Raw genomic sequence first — 15,044 nt, forward strand, 5'->3', positions numbered from 1 at the left:
AAGAACTGGAAACCCAGTTGCGCAGCACCCAGGCCGGCCAGCACGCGGCGGCGCGTGCGCGAGCGCGCGTGCACGTCGTACACCCTGGCCGCCATCTGGCGCGGATCGGGCGTTTCCTGCAAAGGGGCCAGCACCCGCTGGCTGACCGATTCCACGTATTGCCACGCCTGCCGGTGCTGCGGATGCGCGTCCAGCCAGGTGCGCCAGCGCGCCTGGTCGGCCGCGCTGGCTTCGCCCGAAATCAGCAGCGCATACCAGTGCGCCGCGTGCTCCATGGCTTCACGCGTGGGCTGCGGGTCATTGCCCAAAAGGCCGGGCGCGGCGAAATTGGCAGGCATCGGTGGGCGCGTCAGTTCATGGCGCCGGCGCCTGGCGCAGCGCCTGGGCCGTGTGCGCGGCCTGGGCCTGCATGCAGCGCAGCATGGCCTGCGCCACGTATTTGCGCACCATGCGCGACGACACGCCCAGTTCGCCGCCCACCTCGGCGGCCGTCATGCCGCACACACTGGACAGCAGAAATGCCTGCGCGGCCTTGCCGGGCAAGCCCTGCAGCAGGGTGGCGATTTCCTGCAGGGCCTCCAGCACCATGGCCTGCCGCTCGGCCGATGGCGCGTAACCCTCGGGCTGCGCGGCCAGGGTGTCCAGCCAGGCCTGTTCGATCTCGCGCCGGCGCCACAGGTTGATGCACATGCCCTGGGCCATGGCGCGCAGGTAGGCGCGGGCCTGCAGCGGGTTGTCGAAACCGCGCGAGGCGGGTTTCAGTATCAGGCGCAGGAAGGCCTCGTGGGCCAGGTCTGCCGCGTCGGCCGCGTTGCCCAGGCGCCGCTGCAGCCAGGCCCGCAGCCAAGCGTGGTGATCGGTGTACAGCGTATCGATCGATGGCTGCGAACGATAAGGATAGGGCGCGACGGTCACGATCGAACTCTCTCGGGGAGTTTTCGAAGAAAGAAAAGGGCACTGCCCTGGGATGGTAATGGAAATAGTTCTTGTTTTGAAGTTTCGCGCGCGGGAATGCGGGGTTGTCTTTGTTACTGCGGCATTCCCGCCACCCGGGGTTTTCCCGTAGGACGGGCCGCCATGGTGCGCCGCCGAGTCCGCTTTGTATCCATGATCCATGCCGCAGCATGTCACGCTAAGTACTTGTTTTAGTGATAAGTGTTCTGGGCCAGGCTGGCAGGGGCGGGCCGTGGGGCGAATGTGCATTCCCTAAGGGAATAAAACCTGTAGCGTTTAATTCCCTTTTTGTGCAGCGGGGTTTTTTGCATGATCGCTTCTTCCTGGAGGACCCCTGATGCAGAACCCATCGCCATTCACCCTGAATTCCGCCCCGCCGGTGCTCGGTGCCGAACTCGCCGCCGCGCTGCGGCCTATCGTGACCCCGCACCTGAGCGACAACCTGCACCGCCAGCGCGGCGTGGTGGGCCTGGCCCGCTACAACCGGCGCGGCAAGCTGGTGGGCAGCGCGCTGACGGTCAAGACGCGCCCGGGCGACAACCTGTTCATCTACAAGGCCATGACGCTGATCCAGCCGGGCCATGTGCTGGTGGTGGATGCCGGCGGCGACCTCACCAACGCCTGCGTGGGCGAGATCATGAAGCGCTATCTGCAGCAGCGCGGCTGCGCGGGCCTGATCGTGGACGGCGCCATACGCGACGTTGCGTCGTTCGAGAATGATGATTTCCCCTGCTATGCGCGCGGCCATGTGCATCGCGGGCCCTACAAAGACGGCCCGGGCGAGGTGAACGTGCCCGTCACCATCGGCGGGCAGGTCATCCTGCCGGGCGACGTGATCGTGGCCGACGAGGACGGCATCGTGTCGTTTCCCGTCAGCGAGGCCGACGCGCTGGTGCAGAAGGCGCGCGCCCACGCCGAAAAAGAAGAACGCATCATGGCCGAGATCGCCGCGGGCGATGAACGCCAGAGCTGGCTGCACCCCGTCCTGGAAGCGAAGAACCTGCTGTAGATACACCCATCATGACCGCAACCTATACCGAACAAGGCGCCGCCGCTTTCCTGGCGCGCCGCATGGGCGCCATCAAGCCGTCGCCCAGCATGGCGGCCAAGCGCAAGGTCGACAGCCTGCGCGCCGCAGGCAAGACCATCATCGATTTCACGATCGGCGAGCCCGACGTCGGCACGCCCGAACACATCGCGCGGGCCGGCATCGCCGCCATCGAAAGCGGCGCGGTGAAATACACCGCGTCGTCCGGCATCCGTGAACTACTGGTGGCCGCGCAGCAGAAGTTCCAGCGCGAGAACAACCTGTCGTTCGAGCTGGATCAGCTGGTGGTGGGCACCGGCGCCAAGCAGCTGATTTTCTCGGCCCTGCAGGCCACGCTGGACGCGGGCGACGAGGTCATCATCCCCACGCCGTACTGGGTGTCGTACCCCGACATGGTGCTGCTGAACGACGGCAAGCCGGTCATCGTCGCCACCACCGAGGCCCAGGACTTCAAACTGACTCCGCAGGCGCTGGAAGCCGCCATTACGCCGCGCACCAAGTGGCTGCTGCTGAATGCGCCCAACAACCCTTCGGGCGCCATCTACACCGAAGCGGAACTGGAAGCGCTGCTGGCCGTGCTGCAACGCCATCCGCAGGTGCTGCTGATGGTGGACGAGATCTACGAACACTTCTGCTACGAAGGCCGCTACGTGTCGGCATTGGCCGTGAAGCCGGAACTGGCGCCGCGCGTGCTGCTGGTGAATGGCGTGTCGAAGGCCTACGCCATGACCGGCTGGCGCGTGGGCTACGCGGCCGGGCCCGCCTGGCTGGTCAAGGCGATTTCCACGCTGATCTCGCAGTCCACTTCCTGCGCCAGCCAGATCTGCCAGGTGGCGGCGGCCACGGCCCTGTCGGCTGATCAGCAGTGCGTCAGGGATATCGTTGCACTATACAAAGCCCGCCGCGACCTGATCGTGGCGGGGCTGAACGCCATTCCTTCCATGTCGTGCCTGCTGCCGGCGGGCGCGTTCTATGTGTTCCCCAATATCCAGGGCTTTATCGGTAAGCGCACGCCCGATGGCAAGACCATCGGGAGCGATCTGGATTTCGTGCACTACCTGCTGGATGCCGCCGGCATTGCCGTCCTGGACGGCACGGCCTATGGCAACCCCGGCTACATGCGCATGAGTTTCGCCACCGACCTGGACACCATCCAGGCCGGCTGCGAAAAGCTGGCTTGGGCATGCGGCCAACTTCAATAATATTTCACGGGAGAAATCATGAGCATCAAGAAAGTACTGAAAATGGTGCCGCTGCTGGCCTGCCTGGGCATGGCTGGCGTGGCGCACGCGGATGCGCTGTCGGACATCAAGGCGCGCGGCACGCTGGTGTGCGGCACGCTGGGCACGTCCGAGCCCTTCAGCTTCCAGGATCCGAAAACCCGCGAAGTGGTGGGTTACGAAATCGACCTGTGCAAGGAAGTCGCCGATGACCTGGGCGTGAAGCTGGAAGTGAAGATGATTTCCGTGGCGGCCCGCATTCCCGAACTGGCTGGCGGCCGTGTCGACCTGGTGGCGGCCAACCTGGGCTGGAGCCCCGACCGCGCCAAGCAGATCGACTACAGCTACCAGCACTATGTCAGCCCGCAGAAAATCCTGATCCGCCGCGCCGACGCGGGCACGCTGAAAACCAACGCCGACCTGGCCGGCAAGCGCGTCAGCGCCGTATCGGGCTCGTCGTCGGAAGCCGGCGCCAAGCGCCTGATCCCGGACGTCACCACCGTTACGTTCAAGGATCCGCCCACCGCTTTCATCGCTCTGCAGCAGCGCAAGGTGTCGGGCTTCGTCGGTTCGGAGCTGATGCTGCTGAAGTTCAAGCAGCAGGCCGAATCGTCGCCCGTGAAGCTGGACATCATCGAGGACCCGTTGTTCGTCGAACCCTGGGGCATCGGCCTGCGCAAGGGTGAAGACGCCCTGCGCAAGGAAGTGAACAAGGTGCTGTCGGGCCTGGAATCGTCGGGCAAGATGCAGACCATCTACGACCGCTGGTTTGGCCCGGACACCAAGTTCCCGTCCAAGCGCGTGTTCAAGGTCGAAGAAATCAAGGGTTGAGCCCGGCGGGGCGGGTAGCTGCTTATGAATTACACATTGGACTTCGGTGCGTTACTCAGTAACGGCTACCCGACGCTGATCCTGGGTGGGCTGGTCACCACCCTGAAAATGACCGTGCTGGCCTGGCTGCTGGCGTTCGCGCTGGGCAGCCTGCTGGCGGTGCTGCGCATGCTGAACCTGCGCCCGCTGAACGCGCTGATCGCCGTGTACGTGGCGTTTCACCGCAACGTGCCCATGCTGGTGCATATTCTGCTGTGGTACTTCGGCGTGGCGTCCATCGTGCCGCCCGCGCTGAACGACGCCATCAATATCATCGGCGGCGAATTCTTCTACGCCACGCTGGCCATCGGCCTGGTCACGGCGGCCTACGTGGGCGAAGACCTGCGCAGCGCCATCCGCGCCATTCCGCGCGGCCAGATGGAAGCGTCCCGCAGCCTGGGCCTGAGCTATCTACAGGCCATGCGCAAAGTGATACTGCCGCAGGCGTTCAAGATATCGATTCCGCCGCTTACCAACCAGACCCTGCTGCTATTCAAGAACACCAGCCTGGCCATGGCCATCGGCCTGATCGAACTGACCGGGGCCGGCCGCGAAATCGAATCGGCCACGTTCAAGACTTTCGAGATCTACGCGGTGGTCACCGTGCTGTACCTGGCCATTTCGCTGCTGCTGATGCTGGCCGGCGCCTATCTTTCCAAACGGGTCGCGTACGTGGCCAGGACCCGGTGATACCTCATGCTGGACATACTTTCCGATAACTGGCTGCTGCTGCTGGTGGGGCAATGGCCCAACGGCCCCATGGGCGGCCTGGTGGCCACCGTGGGCCTGGCTCTGGTCAGCCTGCTGCTGGCGTTTCCCATCGGCGTGCTGCTGGCCCTGGGCCGCATCAGTTCGCACAAAATTTTCTATTGGCCGGCCACGGCCGTGGTGTACGTGGTGCGCGGGCTGCCGCTCATCATGTTCATTTTCTGGGCCTACTTCTTCCTGCCCCTGCTCATCGGCAACACCGTCAGCGGCGTGGTCACCATGGCGGCGGCGCTGATCATCTACGAAGGCGCCTACCTGTCCGAGATCATCCGCAGCGGTATCCAGGCCCTGCCGGCCGGGCAAATGGAAGCCGGGCGCTCGCTGGGGCTGAGCCACATGCAGGCCATGCGCAAGATCGTGCTGCCGCAGGCCTTGTACAACACCATACCCAGCATGCTCAGCCAGTTCATTTCCACGGTGAAGGAAACCTCGCTGGGCTTCGTGATCAGCGTGCACGAACTGACTTTCGCCGCCGCGCAGGTCAACAACATACTGCTGGTCAAGCCGTTCGAAGTATTCGCGCTGCTGGCGCTGACCTACTTCGTGCTGAACCTGATACTTACCGGCGTGGTCAAGCTCGTCGAGTCCCGCATGGGCGGAACGCGCACCGTCACGGTATAGGCATATCCATGATCGAATTCAAGAACGTCAGTAAATGGTATGGCGACTATCTCGCCCTGGACAACATCAACGCCGGCGTGCGGCAGGGCGAAGTCCTGGTGGTGTGCGGGCCGTCGGGGTCGGGCAAGTCGACCCTGATCCGCACCATCAACCGCCTGGAACCCATCCAGAAAGGCAGCATCCTGGTCGACGGCGTCGACATGTACCAGTGCGGTTCGCTGGACGATATGCGCAGCCATATCGGCTTTGTGTTCCAGCAGTTCAACCTGTTTCCGCACATGTGCGTGCAGGACAACCTGATGATGGCGCCCGTGCTGCTCAAGCGCATGAGCAAAAGCGAAGCGCGCGACCACGCCCTGGCGCTGCTGGAACGCGTGGGCCTGGCCCACAAGGCCGCGGCCTATCCAGGGGAACTGTCGGGCGGCCAACAGCAGCGCGTGGCCATCGCGCGCGCGCTGGCCATGAAGCCCCGCATCATGCTGTTCGACGAGCCCACCAGCGCGCTGGATCCGGAAATGGTCAACGAGGTGCTGCTGGTGATGAAGTCGCTGGCCGCCGAAGGCATGACCATGGTGTGCGTCACGCACGAAATGAACTTCGCGCGCGACGTGGCCGACACCGTGTGGTTCATGGATGCCGGCGGCATCGTCGAGCAAGCCCCGCCGGAGCAGTTCTTCGCCAACCCGCAAACCGACCGCGCCCGCAAATTCCTGGCCGACATCCGGCACTGAAACAACCCGCCGTGGCGGGCGTTCACGGATGTTCACGGGTGTCTGGCTCCCGGGGCTCTGCCGTAAGCCACCGTGGCGAATTTTCGCGACCACCGCCAGGTTTCTGGCTCCCGTCAGGGTGCCAGACACCGAAGCCAGCTTCGCCCGGCATCACACGTTCAGCCCGCCCCCGTAGGGCCGCGTGAAGTCGCATACGTCGCGCGCGATGCGCGCGATTTCCTGGTAGAACATGGTGTTCGACTGTTTCGCGAACATGGCGCAGTACATCGATGTGGGCATGGGCTTGGTGGTGCGCGCCAGGACCAGCTTGCGGCTTTTCACCAGGTCCGAGAAAAAGCCCACCGGGATGCACGCCACGCCGAAGCCCGCCACGGTGAACCCCACCATGGCCTGCAGGCTGTTGATGGTGAACAGGTTCGACTGCGGCGTATAGGGTGACAGCCATTCGTCGTAGATGACATTCAGCGCCGAATCCGGATCCTGCCGGATGATATTCATGCGCGAGATATCTTCCGGCGTATAGATCCTGCCGGGGGACAGCACTTCGGGGCTGCCCGCCCAGGCGAAATCCACCTGCGCGATGGGTTCGGTTTCCAGGTGCGGGTTGCGCACTTCCCAATGCAGGATGGCCATGTCCAGATGGCCGTTCAGCACATTCTGCTGTAGTTGCCAGGCCATGCCTATCTTGGGCTGCACGATCAGTTCGGGAAACGCCGCGCGCAGCGCCTGCATCAGCTGCGGCAGCCAGGTCATGGCCGTGATCTCGGTAATGCCCAGCCGAAGCGAGCCCGAAAAGGGCTTGTAGCCCTTCATCTTCAGCAGCATCTGGTCGCGCCGGCCTAATAGGTCGGCCGCCATTTCCAGCAGTTCTTCGCCCCGCCGCGTCAGCGCCGCCTTCTGCCCGCTGCGGTCGAAGATCTGGATGTCGAAGCTGGTTTCCAGTTCCTGGATGCGCTTGGTAATGGCGGACTGCGTGGTATTCAGGCGCTCGGCGGCGTTGGCAAAGCCGCCGAGCTGCACCACCCAGTACAGGGCTTCAATTTGCTTGAAGGTCAGCATAATGGCCTGTACCTGGACAAAGGGCGGGCCGGCTCAGTCCGCCGAAGCGCCCGAGCGCTTCACCGCCTTGCCCCATTTTTCCACTTCATTGGCAACGAATTGCTTGCCTTCTTCGGGCGCGTAAACCAGCGGCTGGCCGCCGCGGTCGGCCAGGGCCTTGGCCATCTCGGGCGACTTCAGGATCGCGTTGATTTTCTGGTTCAGGTATTGCACCACGCCGGCCGGTGTCTTGGCGGGCGCGAACACCATGGCCCAGCCCACCGCCTCGAAGCCGGGCAGGCCCGCTTCGGCCACCGTGGGCACGTCGGGCAGCTGCGGAATGCGCTTGCTGGTGGTCACGGCCAGCGGCACGGCCGCCTTGGACGACACATGGGGCAGCGCCGCCGTCACCGAATCCACCATCAGCGGCACGTGGTTGCCCAGGAAATCCGCCTGCGCGGGGCCGCTGCCCTTGTAGGGGATGTGGCGCAGTTCCACGTTCGCATCGGCCTTGAACATTTCCGCGGACAAATGCTGCGTGCCGCCGATGCCCGCGCTGGCGTAGGCCAGTTCATTGGGCTTGGCCTTGGCCTGCGCGATCAGTTGCTGCAGCGATGTAATGCCGCTTTGCGGCGTGGCCAGGAAAATCAGCGGTACCGTGAAAATGCCGCCCACCGGCACGAAATCGTTCTGCAGGGAATAGCCGGGGTTGCTGTACAGCGTCTGGTTCACCGCCGCGGCGCTGCCGCCCACCACCAGCGTGTAGCCGTCGGGCTCGGCGCGAGCCACGAAGTGCATGCCGATGTTGCTGCCCGCGCCGGCCTTGTTTTCCACCACCACGGGCTGGCCCACTTCCTTGGCCAGTTGATCGGCCACCATGCGGGCAAAAATATCCGTGGCCTGGCCGGGCGGGAACGGCACCACCAGGTTGATGGGACGTTCCGGGTAGGCGGCTTGCGCCGCGCCCGCCACGCTGATCAGAACAGTGGCCGCCAGTCCGGCGAGGCTCTTGATTCGCTGCGACATAAAAATACCTTCTTCGTGGTTCTTAATGTATTCATGAACAATGCATCAGAACGACGCCGCAACGCTGGGTATGGCCGGGTCGATCAGGGTTTGCCGCCCGCTCGTGGGCGGGGCCGGGCATTCCAGGGCCCGCGCGCCAAGGGTGGGGCATGCGGGCCGGCATGGGTAGCGCGGGCAGCCCAGGGGCCGGCCCGCAGGGGTGAATTGTAATGAGTCCCGCGGCGCAGCAGCGCCTTGCCTATTACAGTAGGGGCTTGCCTCAGAACCCCGCGCCCTGGAACCCCAGCCATGTCCGCCACCGACCGCCTGATCGACACCACCACCCTGGAAGCCGCCCTGCAGCGCTTCGCCGACGAACGCGACTGGAACCGCTTTCACTCGCCCAAGAACCTGGCCATGGCGCTGACGGGCGAAGTGGGCGAACTGGTGGAACTGTTCCAGTGGCTGACCGAAGACGAGTCCCGGCAGCTTGCCCGGCGCCCGGATACCGCGCGGGCCGTGCGCGATGAACTGGCCGATGTCATGCTGTACTTAGTGCGTCTGGCCTCGGCGCTGGGCGTGGACCTGAACGAGGCCATCGTCAGCAAGATGGAAGCCAACGGGCGCAAGTACCCGGCAGGCGACACCCTGCCCAGATACCGCCCGCGCATTGATTGAATGTATTTCTTCTTATTTTGAATAAAATTCATATAAAAGCCGATAAATCTGGCTTCTATGCGCGATTTCGTCCGTTCTTCGGACCATTTCATTAATAATTTTCATGTTGCGGCCTACAATGCTGGATTCTATTCAAACCCGCATTCATCATGTCGCAGCTTCTTCCCACCACCCTGGTCGGCTCGTACACCCAACCCGACTGGCTCATCGACCGCAGCAAGCTGGCGGGCCGCTTTCCGCCGCGCGTGCGCGCGCAGGAACTGTGGCGCGTCGCACCGGAATGGCTGCAGGACGCGCAAGACGACGCCACGCTGCTGGCCATCCGCGACCAGGAGCGCGCCGGCATCGACATCATCAGCGACGGGGAAGTCCGGCGTGAAAGCTATTCGAACCGCTTCGCCACCGCGCTGGATGGCGTAGACCTGGACAACCCCGGCACGGCGCTGGACCGCAGCGGGCACCCCAACCCGGTGCCGCGCATTACCGGCAAGGTCAGCCGGCGCCACGCCGTGCAAGTGCGCGACGTGGAGTTCCTGCGGGCCAATACCGGCCAGCCCACCAAGATCACCGTGCCCGGCCCGTTCACCATGTCGCAGCAGGCGCAGAATGATTTCTACGCCAGCGAAGAAGAACTGGCCATGGACTACGCCGCGGCGGTCAACGCCGAGATCCGCGACCTGTTCGCCGCCGGTGTGGATGTGGTGCAGATCGACGAACCCTATATGCAAGCCCGCCCGGAAAAAGCCCGCGCCTACGGCGTGAAGGCCCTGAACCGCGCCCTGGAAGGCGTGGGCGGCACCACGGCCGTGCATATCTGCTTCGGTTATGCGGCCATCATCCACGAGCGCCCGTCGGGGTATTCGTTCCTGCCCGAACTGGAAGGCAGCCTGGCCAGCCAGATCTCCATCGAGACCGCGCAATCCAACCTGGACTGCGCCATACTGGAAAAACTGCCGTCCAAGACCATCATGCTGGGCGTGCTGGACCTTTCCACCCGCGAGATCGAAACACCCGAACTGGTGGCGCAGCGCATACGCCGCGCCTTGCCCCATGTGCCCGCAGAACGCCTGGTCATCGCGCCAGACTGCGGCTTCAAGTACCTGCCGCGCGATGTGGCCTACGGCAAGATGAAGGCCATGGTGGACGGCGCGCGTATCGTGCGCCAGGAACTGGCTTGACCCCCGGGCCACGGCCCATTCGATTGTTGCTTACTGGAAAGCCCCGGCATGAAGCCCTTTAGCCGAACAACCCTGCTGGCGCTGTGCGCCGCAAGCCTGCTACCGGCGCTGGCGGCGCACGCCCAGGACGATTTTCCTTCGCGTCCCATCACCATCGTGGTGCCGGTTCCGCCCGGCGGCATCGTCGACATGGCGGCCCGCCTGGCGGGCGACCCGCTTACCCTGGGCCTGGAGCAGCCCGTGGTGGTGGACAACCGCACGGGCGCCAGCGGCAACATTGCCTACAACTACGTGGCCGACGCCAGGCCGGATGGCTACACGCTGCTGGCCTCGTATTCCATGTATCACGCGGGCAACCCGTCGCTGTTCACCAACCTGCGCTGGAACAAGGCATCGTTCGTGCCGGTGGGCATGGTTGCCGTGGCGCCGCACGTAGTGGTGGTGCATCCGTCGCTGCCCGTGCATTCCCTGACAGAACTGGTGGACTACGCCAAGGCGCATCCCGGCGAAGTGAATTACGCGTCGCAGGGCAGCGGCTCGGTGCCGCACGTGGGCACCGAACTGCTGCGCCAGATGACGGGCATAGATGTGGTGCACGTGCCGTACAAGGGCTCGGGCCCGGCCATCCAGGACGTGCTGTCCGGCCAGGTGCAGATGTTCATCACCACGCCGCCCTCGGTCATCGGCCATGTGCAGCAGGGCAAGCTGCGCGCCATTGCGGTGGCGGGCAGCAAGCGCCACCCCATGCTGCCGGATGTGCCCACCGCGGGCGAGCAAGGCTTCAAGAACTTCGAGCTCGAGGCCTGGGTGTCCTTGTTCGCGCCGGCCGGCACGCCGCCCGCAACCATCGAACGCCTGACGCAGGCGCTGAAGGCAGGCCTGGCCCAGCCCGTGTCGGCCGAACGCGCCGCGGCGGCCGGCATCGAAGTGCGCTACCAGCCGCCCGGCGAACTGCAGGCCACGGTGGATGCCGATACCGCGCATTGGTCGCAGGTCATCAAGTCGGCGGGTATTGTCGCCAACTGATCCAGGGTGCGTGCGGCCGCCGGGGCGGCCGCGGCGCAACGGGATGCCTGCACTCAGGAAGCAGGGGCCTCGCGCGCGGCCAGCGCGTCCCGCACGACCGCGGCGGCGTTGTTGGCCGCGGGCAGCCCGGCATACAGCTGCACGTACAGCAGCAGCTCGGCCAGGGTATCGCGCTGCGCCCCTTGCTCCAGCGCTATCCGGGCGTGGAAAGCCAGCTGCCCGCCGGCAGTCCCCATGGCGCCAAGAACGGCCACCGTGGCGATTTCCCGCTCGCGCACATCCAGCGAATCGCGGCCGAAGGTGCATCCGAACATCCCCATCACATATTGGTAATACTCTGGCGAAACGGCGCTGTAGTGCGCCAACTGTGCGTGGGCGCGCGGCCCGTCGAGCTGGGAATACAGCGCGATGCCGCGCTCGAATCTTTCGGCCATCGGCAGCGTAGCGGCCCCGCTGCGCGACGCCGCGATATCGTGGGGATCGTTGCGTGCCTGCAAGGCCATGCGCAGCACCGCCATTGCATCGAACGCGCGCGCCAGGCCGATATATGACGCCAGGTGAATGACCAGGTCCTCCGCCGTGACGGCATCCAGCCCGCCTTGCAGCGCGGCCTCGACCGCCTCCCGGTAGAGAATTCCCGTATGCCCCGCGCCCAGTACTGCCGACACGCGCATCAGCATCTGGTCCCGGAATGGGATCCGGGTTCTCTTGAACACATCGTTTTCGGCCAGGCCGGCATAAATGGCGCCCAGCGCGCCCAGGTTCGCGGCTTTATCGTTCATTGCAGCGCCAGGTTGATGTTGCGGCTCAGCGCCATCCAGCGGGCCCGGTCGGCCTGCACGCGCTGCGCAAACTGATCAGGTGTCAGCGGGGTATCGGCCCGGATGAATTGCTGGGCCAGTTGTCCGGAAAAACCCGGCGTGCGCAGCAATTCGCCGATTTCGTGGTTCAGGCGCGAGACGACTTCGTCCGGGGTACCGGCCGGCGCGAACAGGCCTGTCCAGACCGTGACCTCGAAATCCGCCAGACTGCCATCCGTGCCGTCTCCGATGGTCGGCACGTCCGGCAGGAACGGTGATCGATCGGCGGACGTCACCGCCAGGGCCTTCACCCGCTTGCCCTTGAGCAAGGCATTGGACGAGGCCACGCTATCGAACATGAAGTCGACCCGTCCACCGATCAAATCAAGGTGGGCGGCGCTTGCGCCCCGGTACGGCGAATGCGTCAGGTGCAGGCCCGCCGCACGCGTGAACAGTTCCATGCCCAGGTGCGTGAACGTACCCTGGCCCACCGAGGCGTAGGTCAGGGACGAGGCATTACTGCGTGCATAGTCCAGCAGCTCGGACACCGAGTTCACGGGCAGCTCGTTGCGTGCAATCAGCACCATGGGGATCGACCCGACGATGGCCACCGGAGCGAAATCCTGTTCGGGGTCGAACGGCAAGTTCCGGTAAAGCGCGGGGTTGATCACCAGGGGCGAGCCCGTGGTCAGCAGGAGCGTGTAGCCGTCGTTGTCGGCGCGGGCGACATTCTGCACGGCGATATTGCCCCCGGCGCCCGGCTTGTTGTCGACAATGACGGGCTGGCCCAGGGCCTTGCCCAGCGGGTCTTGCAAGGCGCGGGCTACCAGGTCGGCGGTATTGCCTGGCGGAAAAGGAATGACCAGGGTCACCGGCTTGGCGGGCCAGCCTTGGGCGTGGGCAAGGTTGGCCGACAGCGCCAGGGCAAGGGCATACATTGCGGTCCGTATCTGGCGGGGAATCATCATGGGCGTCTCTTCTTGTGATGGGTGATGGATGATGTCGAACTCAGGTCTGTTTCAGTACGTGGCGCGAGAAAGGCATCGAACGCATGCGTACGCCCGTGGCAGCGAATACCGCATTGGCCACGGCCGGCGCAACGCAGGGGGTGCCAGCAGGTTCGCCTACCGACAGCGGGGGCTGCTCGCTGGGCATCAGGTGGAATTCCACCACAGGCATCTGGCTCATCCGCAGGGTGGGGTATTGATGGAAATTACTCTGCTCGACGGCGCCGCCCTTGATCGTAATTGCCTCGCCCAGGGCGGCCGACAGGCCGAACATAATTCCACCCTCGGCTTGCTGGCGCACCAGGTCCGGGCTGGTAACCCAGCCGCAATCCAGCCCGGCGACGATGCGGTGCACCACGATTTGGCCGTCCGCGCCGATCGATACTTCGGCCACTTGCGCGGCAAAGGCGCCGTAGCATTGCACGGCCGCGATGCCGCGGTGCCGGCCCGAAGGCAGGGGTGTCCCCCAGCCCGCTTTCTCGGCAACCATGTCCAGCACCGCGCGCAGGCGTGCTGCTCCCGGCTTGCTGCCCAGGTGCGCGCGCCGGAACTCATAGGGATCGCGGCCGGCCGCATGCGCCAATTCATCGATGAAACACTGGGTGACGAAGGTATTCTGCGAATCGCCCACCGAACGCCATATGCCCACCGGTACCGGCGATTCGGCAGGCACCCACTCGAAGCGATAGTTGGGTATGTCGTACAGCAGATTGGCCGCTTCATGTCCCGAGGTGGCATCAAATCCGGTGGCGGCATTGATGCGTTCGGGCCACAGCTTCTTCAGGATCGAACTCGATACCGCGCGGTGATGCCATGCGGCGATGCGGCCGTCGGCATCCAGGCCCGCCGAGATCCGGTTGTGGCTGGCCGGGCGGTAAAAGCTGTGCGTCATGTCGTCTTCGCGGGTGCGCATCACCTTCACCGGCCGCCCCACCGCCTTGCTGACTTCAACGGCTTCATCGACATAGTCATGGTAGAAGCGCCGGCCGAATCCGCCGCCCAGGTACGTTGTATTGATGGTGATGCGGTCGGCGGGCAAGCCGGTAATGCGCTGGGCGGCGCTCAGGGCGCGCGACTGGAACTGCGTGGGCGCCCAGATTTCGCAACGGTCTTCCTGTACCCAGGCGGTGCAGTTCATCGGCTCCATGGGAGCAGGGTCCAAGTACTGCGATTCGTAGACGGCATCCAGCCGTGTGGGCAGTTGGGCCAACGCGTGTTCGGCGTCGCCCTCATTGCGCGCCGAGATACCCGGGGCCGTGGCAAGCTGTTCCAGGGTGCCGGAAAGTTGGTCCGAATCCCAGCGCGGATCCGGGTTGGCATTCCAGGTGATCTGCAGCGCGTCGCGGCCTTTTTTCGCGTGCCAGAATGAGTCGGCCACGACCGCCACCCCGGCGGTGATTTCCACGATGCTGTGCACACCGCGGCTCTGCCGCGCGGCGTCGGCGTCCAGCCGGCCCAGCGTGCCGCCGAACACGGGGCATCGCGCCACCAGCGCCACCAGGGCGCCGGGTACCTTGACGTCCAGGCCGAACACGGCCCCGCCGTTGATCTTGGCCGGGATATCCCGCCGTGGCACGAAGGTGCCCAGCAATTTGAATTCTTTCGGTTCTTTCAGGCGTGGCTGCTCCGGCAAGGGCAGCGCGGCTGCGGCTTCTGCCAGGGCGCCGTAGTCCACGCGGCGGCCGGATGGCGCATGGATCACGAAACCCGCATCGGTCTGGCATTCTGCGGCCGCCACCTGCAGCGTCTGCGCGCCCGCGCGCAGCAGTACGTCGCGCACCGCGGCGCAAGCATGGCGCAGCACTGGCGCCAACTGGCTGATCGAAGAGCTGCCGCCGGTGCCCTGGCCTCCGTTTGCGCCGATGTAGCGGGGGTTGAAGAAGGGTTCGGTCACGGGTGCCTGTTCGAAACCTACCTTGTCGTAGTCGGCGTCCAGTTCCTCGGCCACGATCATGGCAAGGCCGGTATGCACGCCCTGGCCCATTTCGGACTGGCTCATCATGAAGGTCACCGTACCCTGGGTGTCCAGGCGCAGCCAGGCCGTGATCGGCGTGCCCTGGGTATCCCGCGGGCCGGCCGCCGGCGTGCCGTTGCGCAGCG

At 64.9% G+C, this 15,044-nt stretch carries 16 protein-coding genes; 9 read left to right on the plus strand and 7 right to left on the minus strand.

Annotation, left to right across the window (positions count from 1 at the left end):
* Together LPZ50_RS11560 and LPZ50_RS11565 are read right to left on the minus strand one after the other, a co-directional pair.
* Nucleotides 1-338: DUF4880 domain-containing protein (locus tag LPZ50_RS11560; RefSeq protein ID WP_230661511.1), on the minus strand; the 338-nt coding region annotated here is incomplete at its 3' end.
* A 16-nt stretch (nt 339-354) separates the two neighbouring features.
* Entirely contained in the window at nt 355-915 is a 561-nt protein-coding gene (locus tag LPZ50_RS11565) for a sigma-70 family RNA polymerase sigma factor (RefSeq protein WP_230661513.1), read from the minus strand.
* A gap of 376 nt (nt 916-1,291) precedes the next feature.
* Here LPZ50_RS11565 and LPZ50_RS11570 point away from each other — a divergent pair, with 376 nt between their 5' ends.
* The 6 genes from LPZ50_RS11570 to LPZ50_RS11595 are packed head-to-tail and all read left to right on the plus strand — an operon-like array spanning nt 1,292 to nt 6,212.
* Nucleotides 1,292-1,963, plus strand: a complete 672-nt coding sequence (locus LPZ50_RS11570; protein WP_230661516.1) for an RraA family protein — start codon at nt 1,292-1,294, stop codon at nt 1,961-1,963.
* A gap of 11 nt (nt 1,964-1,974) precedes the next feature.
* On the plus strand, nt 1,975-3,204 hold the full coding sequence (locus tag LPZ50_RS11575; protein ID WP_230661518.1) for an aminotransferase class I/II-fold pyridoxal phosphate-dependent enzyme: 1,230 nt from the start codon (nt 1,975-1,977) through the stop codon (nt 3,202-3,204).
* Nucleotides 3,205-3,222: 18 nt separating this feature from the next.
* On the plus strand, nt 3,223-4,053 hold the full coding sequence (locus tag LPZ50_RS11580; protein WP_230661520.1) for an ABC transporter substrate-binding protein: 831 nt from the start codon (nt 3,223-3,225) through the stop codon (nt 4,051-4,053).
* A gap of 24 nt (nt 4,054-4,077) precedes the next feature.
* Complete coding sequence (locus LPZ50_RS11585; protein WP_230661522.1) at nt 4,078-4,782, plus strand: amino acid ABC transporter permease; 705 nt, start codon at nt 4,078-4,080, stop codon at nt 4,780-4,782.
* A 6-nt stretch (nt 4,783-4,788) separates the two neighbouring features.
* Nucleotides 4,789-5,481 carry an amino acid ABC transporter permease gene (locus LPZ50_RS11590; protein ID WP_230661523.1) on the plus strand — a complete coding sequence of 231 codons (693 nt, stop codon included), beginning with the start codon at nt 4,789-4,791 and terminating at the stop codon, nt 5,479-5,481.
* Between the two features lie 8 nt (nt 5,482-5,489).
* Nucleotides 5,490-6,212, plus strand: coding sequence for an amino acid ABC transporter ATP-binding protein (locus LPZ50_RS11595; RefSeq protein WP_230661524.1), 723 nt, complete (start codon nt 5,490-5,492; stop codon nt 6,210-6,212).
* 150 nt (nt 6,213-6,362) lie between these two features.
* Here LPZ50_RS11595 and LPZ50_RS11600 read toward each other — a convergent pair whose 3' ends face one another.
* Both LPZ50_RS11600 and LPZ50_RS11605 read right to left on the minus strand, forming a co-directional pair.
* The gene (locus LPZ50_RS11600; RefSeq protein WP_230661525.1) at nt 6,363-7,271 is read right to left on the minus strand and encodes a LysR family transcriptional regulator; all 909 of its coding nucleotides are present in this window, start codon (nt 7,269-7,271) and stop codon (nt 6,363-6,365) included.
* A gap of 33 nt (nt 7,272-7,304) precedes the next feature.
* Nucleotides 7,305-8,276 carry a Bug family tripartite tricarboxylate transporter substrate binding protein gene (locus tag LPZ50_RS11605; protein ID WP_230661526.1) on the minus strand — a complete coding sequence of 324 codons (972 nt, stop codon included), beginning with the start codon at nt 8,274-8,276 and terminating at the stop codon, nt 7,305-7,307.
* A 288-nt stretch (nt 8,277-8,564) separates the two neighbouring features.
* Here LPZ50_RS11605 and LPZ50_RS11610 point away from each other — a divergent pair, with 288 nt between their 5' ends.
* The 3 genes from LPZ50_RS11610 to LPZ50_RS11620 all read left to right on the plus strand — a co-directional run bounded on the left by LPZ50_RS11610 (nt 8,565) and on the right by LPZ50_RS11620 (nt 11,137).
* Nucleotides 8,565-8,933 (plus strand): nucleotide pyrophosphohydrolase, encoded by a 369-nt coding sequence (locus tag LPZ50_RS11610; protein ID WP_230661528.1) that lies wholly within the window; start codon nt 8,565-8,567, stop codon nt 8,931-8,933.
* A gap of 149 nt (nt 8,934-9,082) precedes the next feature.
* On the plus strand, nt 9,083-10,111 hold the full coding sequence (locus LPZ50_RS11615; protein WP_230661530.1) for a hypothetical protein: 1,029 nt from the start codon (nt 9,083-9,085) through the stop codon (nt 10,109-10,111).
* Between the two features lie 48 nt (nt 10,112-10,159).
* The gene (locus tag LPZ50_RS11620) at nt 10,160-11,137 is read left to right on the plus strand and encodes a Bug family tripartite tricarboxylate transporter substrate binding protein (RefSeq protein WP_230661532.1); all 978 of its coding nucleotides are present in this window, start codon (nt 10,160-10,162) and stop codon (nt 11,135-11,137) included.
* Between the two features lie 53 nt (nt 11,138-11,190).
* On the opposite strand, the gene LPZ50_RS11625 is transcribed toward LPZ50_RS11620, so the two are convergent.
* From LPZ50_RS11625 to LPZ50_RS11635, 3 genes are all read right to left on the minus strand, one after another.
* Nucleotides 11,191-11,919, minus strand: coding sequence for a carboxymuconolactone decarboxylase family protein (locus LPZ50_RS11625; protein ID WP_230661535.1), 729 nt, complete (start codon nt 11,917-11,919; stop codon nt 11,191-11,193).
* Nucleotides 11,916-12,905 carry a Bug family tripartite tricarboxylate transporter substrate binding protein gene (locus LPZ50_RS11630; RefSeq protein WP_230661538.1) on the minus strand — a complete coding sequence of 330 codons (990 nt, stop codon included), beginning with the start codon at nt 12,903-12,905 and terminating at the stop codon, nt 11,916-11,918. The genes LPZ50_RS11625 and LPZ50_RS11630 overlap by 4 nt, the downstream gene beginning before the upstream one ends.
* A gap of 40 nt (nt 12,906-12,945) precedes the next feature.
* Nucleotides 12,946-15,044: xanthine dehydrogenase family protein molybdopterin-binding subunit (locus tag LPZ50_RS11635; protein ID WP_230661539.1), on the minus strand; the 2,099-nt coding region annotated here is incomplete at its 5' end.

Source organism: Bordetella petrii (assembly GCF_020991325.1).
GTDB classification, from domain to species: Bacteria; Pseudomonadota; Gammaproteobacteria; order Burkholderiales; family Burkholderiaceae_B; genus Bordetella_A; species Bordetella_A petrii_E.

What these genes read in the sequence shown, in the direction of transcription:
- LPZ50_RS11620 (WP_230661532.1), top strand. Translation starts at nt 10,160, where the DNA reads ATGAAGCCCTTTAGCCGAACAACCCTGCTGGCGCTGTGCGCCGCAAGC.
- LPZ50_RS11595 (WP_230661524.1), top strand. Translation starts at nt 5,490, where the DNA reads ATGATCGAATTCAAGAACGTCAGTAAATGGTATGGCGACTATCTCGCC.
- LPZ50_RS11580 (WP_230661520.1), top strand. Translation starts at nt 3,223, where the DNA reads ATGAGCATCAAGAAAGTACTGAAAATGGTGCCGCTGCTGGCCTGCCTG.
- LPZ50_RS11625 (WP_230661535.1), bottom strand. Translation starts at nt 11,919, where the DNA reads ATGAACGATAAAGCCGCGAACCTGGGCGCGCTGGGCGCCATTTATGCC.
- LPZ50_RS11600 (WP_230661525.1), bottom strand. Translation starts at nt 7,271, where the DNA reads ATGCTGACCTTCAAGCAAATTGAAGCCCTGTACTGGGTGGTGCAGCTC.
- LPZ50_RS11610 (WP_230661528.1), top strand. Translation starts at nt 8,565, where the DNA reads ATGTCCGCCACCGACCGCCTGATCGACACCACCACCCTGGAAGCCGCC.
- LPZ50_RS11570 (WP_230661516.1), top strand. Translation starts at nt 1,292, where the DNA reads ATGCAGAACCCATCGCCATTCACCCTGAATTCCGCCCCGCCGGTGCTC.
- LPZ50_RS11590 (WP_230661523.1), top strand. Translation starts at nt 4,789, where the DNA reads ATGCTGGACATACTTTCCGATAACTGGCTGCTGCTGCTGGTGGGGCAA.
- LPZ50_RS11605 (WP_230661526.1), bottom strand. Translation starts at nt 8,276, where the DNA reads ATGTCGCAGCGAATCAAGAGCCTCGCCGGACTGGCGGCCACTGTTCTG.
- LPZ50_RS11575 (WP_230661518.1), top strand. Translation starts at nt 1,975, where the DNA reads ATGACCGCAACCTATACCGAACAAGGCGCCGCCGCTTTCCTGGCGCGC.
- LPZ50_RS11615 (WP_230661530.1), top strand. Translation starts at nt 9,083, where the DNA reads ATGTCGCAGCTTCTTCCCACCACCCTGGTCGGCTCGTACACCCAACCC.
- LPZ50_RS11585 (WP_230661522.1), top strand. Translation starts at nt 4,078, where the DNA reads ATGAATTACACATTGGACTTCGGTGCGTTACTCAGTAACGGCTACCCG.
- LPZ50_RS11630 (WP_230661538.1), bottom strand. Translation starts at nt 12,905, where the DNA reads ATGATGATTCCCCGCCAGATACGGACCGCAATGTATGCCCTTGCCCTG.